The following is a 9752-nucleotide window of genomic DNA, read 5'->3' on the forward strand; positions in this document are numbered from 1 at the left end:
AACTCGAGAAAGCAGGTAACCCACTGTGAGTCGTGGGACTGAAATGCGCGCGAGCGCGCAGGGTATGAACCTGGTCGACTCCGTCTATGAGCGTTTGCTGTCCGAGCGCATCATCTTCCTGGGGTCGCAGGTGGACGACGACATCGCCAACCGGCTCTGCGCGCAGATTCTGCTGCTCGCGGCCGAAGATTCCTCCAAGGACATCTCGCTGTACATCAATTCGCCGGGCGGATCGATCAGCGCCGGGATGGCGATCTACGACACGATGGTGCTGGCGCCGTGTGACATCGCGACCTACGGGATGGGGATGGCCGCGTCGATGGGCCAGTTCCTGCTGGCCGCCGGCACCAGGGGCAAGCGTTACGCGTTGCCGCATTGCCGCATCCTGATGCACCAGCCGCTGGGCGGGGTGACCGGTAGCGCCGCCGACATCGCGATCCAGGCCGAGCAGTTCGCCGTCATCAAGCAGGAGATGTTCCGGCTCAACGCCGAATTCACCGGCCAGCCGGTCGAGCGCATCGTGGCGGATTCGGATCGCGACCGCTGGTTCACCGCGCCGGAGGGCCTGGAATACGGGTTCGTCGACCACATCATCACCCGCGCCGAGACCAACGGAGCCCCATCACTATGAACCCCGAACTCCAGCCCCAAGGGCGTTACATCCTGCCGTCGTTCATCGAGCATTCGAGCTTCGGCATCAAGGAGTCCAACCCGTACAACAAGCTGTTTGAGGAACGCATCATCTTCCTCGGCGTCCAGGTCGACGACGCGTCGGCCAACGACATCATGGCGCAGCTGCTGGTCCTGGAATCCCTCGATCCCGACCGCGACATCACCATGTACATCAATTCCCCGGGTGGCGGGTTCACCTCGCTGATGGCGATCTACGACACCATGCAATACGTGCGCGCCGACATCCAGACGGTGTGTCTGGGACAGGCCGCCTCGGCCGCGGCGGTGCTGCTGGCCGCCGGGACACCGGGTAAGCGGATGGCGCTGCCCAACGCGCGGGTGCTGATCCACCAGCCGTCGCTGTCGGGGGTGATCCAGGGTCAGTTCTCGGACTTGGAGATCCAGGCCGCCGAGATCGAGCGGATGCGCACGCTGATGGAGACCACCTTGGCCCATCACACCGGCAAGGACGCCGCGACGATCCGCAAAGACACCGACCGCGACAAGATCCTGACCGCCGAAGAGGCCAAGGACTACGGGATCATCGACACCGTGCTGGAGTACCGCAAGCTCTCCGCGCAGACCGCCTAGGTGAGCGCGGCTGCCAGCTCGGCGATGTCGGCCGGTCGGACCCGGCAGCATCCGCCGACCACCCGCGCACCCGCTGCCACCCACTGCACGGCCAACTGCGGCGAGAACCGCGATGGGCCGACCCAGGCGCGCCGAGCGCTATCCCACTGCTCGCCGCTGTTGGGATAGGCGATCACCGGTTTGCCGGTTTCCCGGGCTGGCCCGATCGCCGGCAGCACGTCGCCGGGTGCGCAGCAATTGACCCCGACCGCGACGATTTCCGGTACCCCGGCCACCACCGCGAAAGCGTCGGCCAACGGCTGACCGGCGCGGGTGCGTGTGCCCTCGATGGTGTAACTGAGCCAGGCGGGCACACCGAGCGACCGCACGAGGTTCACCAGCGCCTCGGCCTCGTCGACGTCGGGGATGGTTTCGAGGGCCAGCACGTCGGCGCCGGCGTCCGCCAGCACTTCCAGCCGCGGCCGATGCCAGTCCCGCAGCTGCGCAACGCTAAGCCCGTAGCGTCCGCGATATTCCGAACCGTCGGCGAGCGCGGCGCCGTACGAGCCAACCGACGCGGCCACCTGACCCCCGACGCCAACGTCGTCGCGGGCGTTCTTGGCCAGCTCGACGCTGAGCCGGAGCAACCGGACGGTGTCGTCGCGGCTGATTCCGCTAGCGGCGAATGCGTCGAAGGACGCCTGGTAGCTGGCCGTGGTCGCGATCATCGCCCCGGCGCGAAAGAAAGCGGTGTGCACCGCGGTGATCTCATGCGGGGCGTCGACCAGCAGCCGCGCCGACCACAACCCGTCGGAAAGATCATGTCCGCGCGCCTCGAGTTCGGTCGCCAGGCCGCCATCCGCGATTAACGCGGTATTCTCGGGCACGGCGAATCCCACAGGCTTAATGTAGGGCCGCCGAGCATGTCAGTCTCTCGGTCGCATAACGGCCGCGACACGCCAGGGACACGGTGGCGCGTTCCGGCAAGCGCGGAGCCGCCTCAGGCGATATGTTCAGGCGCACAAGCATGAATATCACCGACGCTATTCGGCTCTAACGGTCGCATCGCTGTGGAGCAAGCGGGTAGCGTCGGGAAAATACACGCGGCATAGCACGATCGAAACGGTTAATAGGAAGTAGGCCCCCAGCACCATGGCGCGCATCGGAGATGGCGGTGACCTCCTGAAGTGCTCGTTCTGCGGAAAGAGCCAGAAGCAGGTCAAGAAGCTAATTGCGGGGCCTGGCGTATACATCTGCGATGAGTGCATCGATCTGTGTAACGAGATCATCGAAGAGGAACTCGCCGACGCCGACGACGTAAAACTGGACGAGCTGCCCAAGCCCGCCGAGATTCGCGACTTCCTGGAGGGCTACGTCATCGGCCAGGACACCGCCAAGCGCACGTTGGCCGTCGCGGTCTACAACCATTACAAGCGCATTCAGGCCGGCGAGAAGGGCCGCGATTCCCGGTCAGGGGAACCCGTCGAGCTAACCAAGTCCAACATCTTGATGCTGGGCCCCACGGGTTGCGGCAAGACCTACCTAGCGCAGACGCTCGCCAAGATGCTCAACGTGCCGTTCGCCATCGCCGACGCCACCGCGCTGACCGAGGCGGGGTATGTCGGTGAGGACGTCGAGAACATCTTGCTCAAGTTGATCCAGGCCGCCGACTATGACGTCAAGCGCGCTGAGACGGGCATCATCTACATCGACGAGGTCGACAAGATCGCCCGCAAGAGCGAGAACCCGTCGATCACCCGCGACGTGTCCGGGGAAGGCGTGCAGCAGGCGCTGCTGAAGATCTTGGAGGGCACCCAGGCGTCGGTGCCCCCGCAAGGCGGCCGCAAGCACCCGCACCAGGAGTTCATCCAGATCGACACCACCAACGTGCTGTTCATCGTGGCGGGTGCGTTCGCCGGGCTGGAGAAGATCGTCTCCGACCGGGTCGGCAAGCGTGGTCTGGGTTTCGGGGCCGAGGTGCGCTCCAAGGCTGAGATCGACACCACCGACCACTTCGCCGAGGTAATGCCGGAAGACCTGATCAAGTACGGGCTGATTCCCGAGTTCATCGGCCGGCTGCCGGTGGTGGCGTCGGTGACGAACTTGGACATGGATTCTCTGGTCAAAATCTTGTCTCAGCCCAAGAACGCCTTGGTCAAGCAGTACACGCGGCTGTTCGAGATGGACAACGTCGAGCTGGAGTTCACCGACGACGCGTTGGAGGCGATCGCCGACCAGGCGATTCATCGCGGCACCGGGGCCCGCGGCTTGCGCGCGATCATGGAGGAAGTTCTGCTGCCGGTGATGTACGACATTCCCAGCCGCGACGACGTCGCTAAGGTCGTGGTGACCAAGGAGACCGTGCAGGACAACGTGCTGCCGACGATCGTGCCGCGCAAGCCTGCCCGCACCGAGCGCCGCGACAAGACCGCGTAGCGACACCGGCGCGTTCGGTAATCGTTGAGTGCCGACGCCGCTGGGACGGTTTCCCGGCGGACGTCGCATGCGCTCGATTTACTGAACTTCTTTTTGGCTGATGTTCGCGACGGGCTGGGCCCGTACCTCTCGATATATCTCTTGCTGACCCACCACTGGGACCAGGCCTCCATCGGCTTCGTGATGGGAGTCGGCGGCATCGCGGCGATCATTGCGCAGACACCGGTGGGCGCGTTCGTCGATCGGACAACCGCCAAGCGGGCACTGGTCGTCGCCGGCGCCATCACGGTCACTGCCGGGGCGCTGGCCATGCCGCTGTTTCCGCGATTCTTCGCGATCTCGTTGTTGCAAGCCCTCACCGGAGTCGCCGGCTCGGTCTTCGCTCCCGCCTTGGCAGCGATCACGTTGGGCATCGTCGGCACGAAATCCTTTGCCCGACGGATCGGGCGCAACGAATCGTTCAACCACGCCGGCAACGCGACGGCCGGTGCGATCACCGGCGGACTGGCTTACTTTTTCGGCCCGGCGGTGGTGTTCTGGGTGCTGGCCGCGATGGCCGCACTGAGTGTCGTTGCGACGCTGCGCATCCCGGGCGACGCGATCGACCACGACGTGGCTCGCGGCATGGACCACACCCCCGGGCAGGCCCACCCGCAGCCGTCCGGGTTCGCGGTGTTGCTCCACGACCGTCGATTGCTGATCTTCACCGCGGCCATGGTCACCTTCCACCTCGCGAATGCGGCGATGCTGCCGTTGGTCGGGCAGGTGCTGGCACTGCAGAACAAGGACGTGGGCACCGCATTGATGGCGACGTGCATTGTCGCAGCCCAGGTGGTGATGGTGCCAATGGCGTACCTTGCTGGGGCCAAGGCGGACAGCTGGGGACGAAAGCCGATCTTTCTGATCGCTTTCGCGGTCTTGATGGCCCGCGGCTTCCTCTACACCCTTTTCGACAACCCGTACTGGCTGGTCGGCGTGCAGGTCCTCGACGGCGTCGGCGCCGGGATTTTCGGCGCCTTGTTCCCACTTGTCGTGCAGGACCTGACGCACGGGACCGGGCGGTTCAACGTCAGCCTGGGCGCAGTGACCACCGCGTGGGGTGTCGGCGCGGCGCTTTCCAACATCGTCGCCGGGTGGATTGTGGTGGTCGCCAGCTACGACGTCGCATTCAGCTCACTGGGCGCGCTTGCCGCAGCGGGCTTGGTGCTGTACTTGATTGCCATGCCCGAAACCGGGCCAAACGCCGCGATTCGAGCGAAAAAGTTGCCCGCGGAGCCTCCCCCAAATGGGGGAGGCGTGGGTGAGAGAAGCGGCTAGCAAATGTTACCGGCGCGTAACTTCGATTCTTAGACTTCGCGTTCCAGCAAAAGTGACGAACACCACACTTTGGCCCGAGATCTGCCGATCGCGTGTGTCTGACCTCGCATTTTGGCCAAGTCGCGGTAACGTGACGGTATGTATCGGCGTAAATGAATCCCTAAGAACAGTGCAATAATCGGTACCGCCAGTGACATAAAACCCAGTCGGGGATGCACTCCGACGATACGCACCGGTAGCTGCGGCGTGCCCGTGCGGCGAATAGCGATGGAAGGCGGGGACGTGGGTCCGAACGACAACGGAGCCAGGTCAGAATCTCACCCAGATTCACACCGAGCCGATGCGGCGCTGCCCGAACCGCACAAGCGGGAGAAGCTAGAACAAATTGTCATCCGTTTCGCCGGGGACTCCGGCGACGGTATGCAACTCACCGGCGACCGGTTTACGTCCGAGGCCGCGCTGTTCGGAAACGACCTGGCGACCCAGCCGAACTATCCGGCCGAGATCCGCGCGCCGCAGGGCACGCTGCCGGGCGTCTCGTCCTTCCAGATCCAAATCGCTGACTACGACATCCTGACCGCCGGTGACCGGCCCGACGTCCTGGTCGCGATGAACCCGGCGGCACTGAAAGCCAACATCAGCGACCTGCCCATCGGCGGGCTGGTGATCGCCAACTCCGACGAGTTCAGCAAGCGCAACCTGGCCAAAGTCGGCTACCAGGACAACCCGCTGGAAACCGGAGAACTGTCCGACTACAAGGTTGAGGCAGTCCCGATGACCACGCTGACGCTCGGCGCGGTAGAGGTCATCGGCGCGTCGAAGAAAGACGGTCAGCGCGCCAAAAACATGTTCGCGCTGGGCCTGTTGTCGTGGATGTACGGCCGGCCGATCGAAACCAGTGAACAATTCATCAGGGAGAAGTTCGGTCGCAAGCCGGACATCGCCGAGGCCAACGTGCTGGCGCTGAAGGCGGGATGGAACTACGGGGAAACCACCGAGGCCTTCGCCGTCACCTATGAGGTCTCGCCCGCGAAGCTGCCCGCGGGTGAATACCGGCAGATCTCCGGCAACACCGCATTGGCCTACGGCATTGTCGCCGCCGGTCAGCTGGCCGACATTCCGGTTGTCCTCGGCAGTTATCCGATCACGCCGGCGTCGGACATCTTGCACGAGCTGTCAAAACACAAGAACTTCAACGTGACCACCTTCCAGGCGGAAGACGAAATCGGCGGGATCTGCGCGGCGCTGGGCGCCGCGTACGGCGGCGCGCTCGGGGTCACCAGCACATCGGGACCCGGACTGTCGCTGAAGGCCGAAGCGCTCGGGCTGGCGGTGATGACCGAGCTGCCGTTGCTCGTCATCGACGTACAGCGCGGCGGCCCGTCGACCGGCCTACCGACCAAGACCGAGCAGGCTGACCTGCTGCAGGCGCTGTACGGCCGCAACGGGGAGTCACCGGTGGCGGTGCTGGCGCCGCGGTCGCCGTCGGATTGCTTTGACGTCGCCGTGGAGGCGGCACGCATCGCGGTGTCCTACCACACGCCGGTAATCATTTTGTCGGACGGAGCAATTGCCAATGGCTCGGAGCCGTGGCGAATCCCGGACGTCGACACCCTGGAGCCCATCGAGCACACCTTCGCCAAGCCGGACGAGCCGTTCCAGCCGTACGCCCGCGACCCGGAAACCCTGGCCCGGCAATTCGCGGTACCGGGTACTCCCGGTCTGGAACATCGCATCGGCGGGTTGGAAGCTGAGAACGGTTCGGGCGACATCTCCTACGAGCCGGCTAATCACGACCTGATGGTGCGGCTGCGCCAGGCCAAGATCGACGGCATCTCGGTTCCCGACCTGGAAGTCGACGATCCGACCGGAGACGCCGAACTGCTGCTGATCGGGTGGGGTAGTTCCTACGGTCCGATCGGCGAGGCGTGTCGGCGTGCGCGGCGCAACGGCGTCAAAGTTGCCCATGCCCATCTGCGGTATCTCAGACCATTCCCGGCCAACCTGGGCGAGGTGCTGCGGCGCTACCCGCAGGTCGTGGCGCCGGAGATGAACCTGGGCCAGCTGGCGCTGCTGCTGCGCGGCAAGTACTTGGTAGACGTGCAGTCGGTTACCAAGGTCCAGGGCGTTGCTTTCCTGACCGACGAGGTGGGGCGCCTCATCCGCGCCGCGATGGGCGGGACACTGGCCGAAATCGAGCAAGACAAGACGATGGTCGCGAGATTGGCGGCGGCCACGGTTGGAGCGGGAGCTAACTCATGACTGACCTGATCGGCGTCGATCTCGGACTGCCGGACGTGCTGACCAAGCACCACGGTGTGCCCACCACCGACCAACCGCAGAAGGCCAAGGACTTCACCAGCGACCAGGAGGTCCGGTGGTGCCCCGGTTGCGGTGACTACGTCATCCTCAACACGATGCGCAACTTCCTGCCCGAGCTGGGACTGCGCCGGGAGAACATCGTCTTCGTCAGCGGCATCGGCTGCTCGAGCCGGTTCCCGTATTACCTGGAAACCTATGGCCTGCACTCGATCCACGGCCGCGCGCCGGCGATCGCCACAGGTCTGGCGTTGGCCCGTGAAGACCTGTCGGTGTGGGTGGTTACCGGCGATGGGGACGCGTTGTCGATCGGCGGCAACCATCTGATCCACGCGTTGCGCCGTAACGTCAACCTGACCATCCTGCTGTTCAACAACCGGATCTACGGCCTGACCAAGGGTCAGTACTCGCCGACGTCCGAAGTCGGCAAGGTCACCAAGTCGACGCCGATGGGATCACTTGACCAGCCGTTCAACCCGGTATCGCTGGCGCTGGGCGCCGAGGCGAGCTTCGTCGGCCGCGCGCTGGACTCTGACCGCGCCGGCTTGTCCGAGGTTTTGCGTGCCGCGGCGCAGCACCGCGGGTCCGCGATCGTCGAAATCCTGCAGGACTGCCCGATTTTCAACGACGGCTCGTTCGACGCGCTGCGCAAAGAGGGCGCCGAGGAGCGGGTGATCAACGTCCACCATGGTGAGCCGGTCATCTTTGGGGCCAACCGCGAATATTGCGTGGTGCGGTCCGGCTACGGACTCGAGGTGGCCAAGACCGCTGATGTCAGCGTCGACGAGATCGTGGTGCACGACGCGCACGCCGCCGATTCGGCCTACGCGTTCGCGCTGTCGCGGCTGTCCGAGCAGAACCTCGAGCACACGGTTATGGGTATCTTCCGACAGGTCAGTCGGCCAACCTACGACGACGCGGCCCGAGCGCAGGTTCGCGCCGCGCGGGAGTCCAAGCCCGGCGACCGCGCCGCGTTGCAATCGCTGTTGCACGGGCGCGACACCTGGACTGTGAACTGACATGGCACCCGCGGCTAAGCCGGCCTCGTTAGCCGGTGTGGTGTTGGCTGGGGGAGCGTCGCTACGGATGGGCCGGGACAAGGCCACCATGCCGGTTCCCGCCGGTTTCGTCGGCGCCAAAGACGGCTCCGCAGCGCCCACCACGATGGTCGAGCAGGTGGTCAACGTTGTCGGGCAGCGGTGCCAGCCGGTATTCGTCGTCGCCGCGCCGGGACAAGCTCTGCCGGAACTGCCGGCCCGCGTGGTGCGCGACGAGGTGCGGGGACTGGGTCCGCTGCTCGCCACCGGACGCGGATTAAGCGCCGCCGCGGAGGCGGGCGCGAAGCGGGCGTTCCTGTGCGGCGCCGACATGCCGTTGCTGACCGCCGATTTGATCGACCTGCTCGAAGCCCGGGCGGAGGAGCTGGACGCCGACGTCGTGTTGCCGTGGGACGGCCGCGATCACTACCTGGCGGCGGTGTACCGGACCGAGCTGGTCGGGCAGATCGATGCGTTGATCGCCGCCGGCGAGCGGAGCATGCATGCGTTGGTCGACCGGGTCGACGCCCAACGAATCGTGATACCCGAGTCGCGGTCGCTGGCCAACGTCAACTCGGAGGCCGATCTGCGCATCCTGCTGCGGACCGGGAGCTGACGAATCAAACGCTCTTTTGCGTAGGTTCGATTTATTCAAATAATGCTTTTAGCGACAATTATCCGATAAATTTATGCGACCGAATTTATGCGCATTCGATCTTGATTAATCAATGTGTGTTAGTTTGCGGTAAATTCCACCGTTTATTGCGTTAATTGATCAGCATTGATCCGGTGTTCAAATCCGGAATTGCGTTCGTATCGCGTTGCGCCAGTGGATATTTCGGGTATCCAGCGATCGGGCACGGGCGCTCTGTACGGCTAGCCATGCCGTCGAAAAGCCGAAACGCCGACCGATTTCCGGCAAATAACTCCGGGTATTGCGGCGAGCCGCGCGCAGCCCCGATCGGGATGCGCTCGCAGCCCCCGCCGGACGGTGGCGATACGTCCGGTGCGTAAGCGAAATCTATTGGTGGATACTAATTTTGATGGTCAACACGTTCTCTTGAGTCGGCCAGCCGCGCCTCTCGCGCCGCTCTCGGGGCCGATTCTCGGGCCGTCAGCTCGCATGAAGCGCCATCACTAAGAGTGGTTGTTCCACTTCGGATTTGGAGTCTTCGGCGGTCGTGGCGGACCCCCGGCCACCGCCGCTCGGCCAAGATCGCGCGCGACCGGCATGGCTAACACACTGAGCTCGGTTCGTCCGCAGGACACGCCGATGGTCGCGCGGCGCTGGCAACAGAGCAGCAAATACGTGTCGCAGTTCACAAAAAGTGCGTGATTTGGCTCACAATCACATCTGACCGCCAAGTGATTGACGCGAGCGAAAAATACCCGTGTGACCAG

8 protein-coding genes are annotated in these 9752 nt (G+C 64.4%); 7 read left to right on the forward strand and 1 reads right to left on the reverse strand.

What is annotated here, in order from left to right; all coding sequences use genetic code 11:
* Positions 1–25: 25 nt before the first annotated feature.
* Positions 26–631 carry an ATP-dependent Clp protease proteolytic subunit gene (locus tag VKI00_RS13820; protein ID WP_324438213.1) on the forward strand — a complete coding sequence of 202 codons (606 nt, stop codon included), beginning with the start codon at positions 26–28 and terminating at the stop codon, positions 629–631.
* Positions 628–1263, forward strand: a complete 636-nt coding sequence (clpP2, locus tag VKI00_RS13825; protein WP_324438215.1) for an ATP-dependent CLP protease proteolytic subunit ClpP2 — start codon at positions 628–630, stop codon at positions 1261–1263. The genes VKI00_RS13820 and clpP2 overlap by 4 nt, the downstream gene beginning before the upstream one ends.
* Here clpP2 and mmuM read toward each other — a convergent pair.
* On the reverse strand, positions 1260–2129 hold the full coding sequence (gene mmuM / locus VKI00_RS13830) for a homocysteine S-methyltransferase (protein WP_324438232.1): 870 nt from the start codon (positions 2127–2129) through the stop codon (positions 1260–1262). The genes clpP2 and mmuM overlap by 4 nt on opposite strands.
* Positions 2130–2394: 265 nt before the next feature.
* Here mmuM and clpX point away from each other — a divergent pair, with 265 nt between their 5' ends.
* From clpX to mobA, 5 genes are all read left to right on the forward strand, one after another.
* A complete protein-coding gene (gene clpX, locus VKI00_RS13835) occupies positions 2395–3678 on the forward strand; it encodes an ATP-dependent Clp protease ATP-binding subunit ClpX (RefSeq protein ID WP_324438217.1) in 1284 nt (427 codons plus the stop codon).
* Positions 3679–3702: 24 nt separating this feature from the next.
* Positions 3703–4995: an MFS transporter gene (locus VKI00_RS13840; RefSeq protein ID WP_324438219.1), complete on the forward strand. Its 1293-nt coding sequence runs from the start codon at positions 3703–3705 to the stop codon at positions 4993–4995.
* A 282-nt stretch (positions 4996–5277) separates the two neighbouring features.
* Entirely contained in the window at positions 5278–7257 is a 1980-nt protein-coding gene (locus VKI00_RS13845; RefSeq protein ID WP_414687191.1) for a 2-oxoacid:acceptor oxidoreductase subunit alpha, read from the forward strand.
* On the forward strand, positions 7254–8333 hold the full coding sequence (locus VKI00_RS13850) for a 2-oxoacid:ferredoxin oxidoreductase subunit beta (RefSeq protein WP_324438223.1): 1080 nt from the start codon (positions 7254–7256) through the stop codon (positions 8331–8333). The genes VKI00_RS13845 and VKI00_RS13850 overlap by 4 nt, the downstream gene beginning before the upstream one ends.
* Before the next feature lies 1 nt (position 8334).
* On the forward strand, positions 8335–8967 hold the full coding sequence (gene mobA / locus VKI00_RS13855; protein ID WP_324438225.1) for a molybdenum cofactor guanylyltransferase: 633 nt from the start codon (positions 8335–8337) through the stop codon (positions 8965–8967).
* Positions 8968–9752: the final 785 nt, after the last annotated feature.

It is taken from the genome of Mycobacterium sp. (genome assembly GCF_035314665.1).
In the GTDB taxonomy this organism is placed as follows: Bacteria; Actinomycetota; Actinomycetes; order Mycobacteriales; family Mycobacteriaceae; genus Mycobacterium.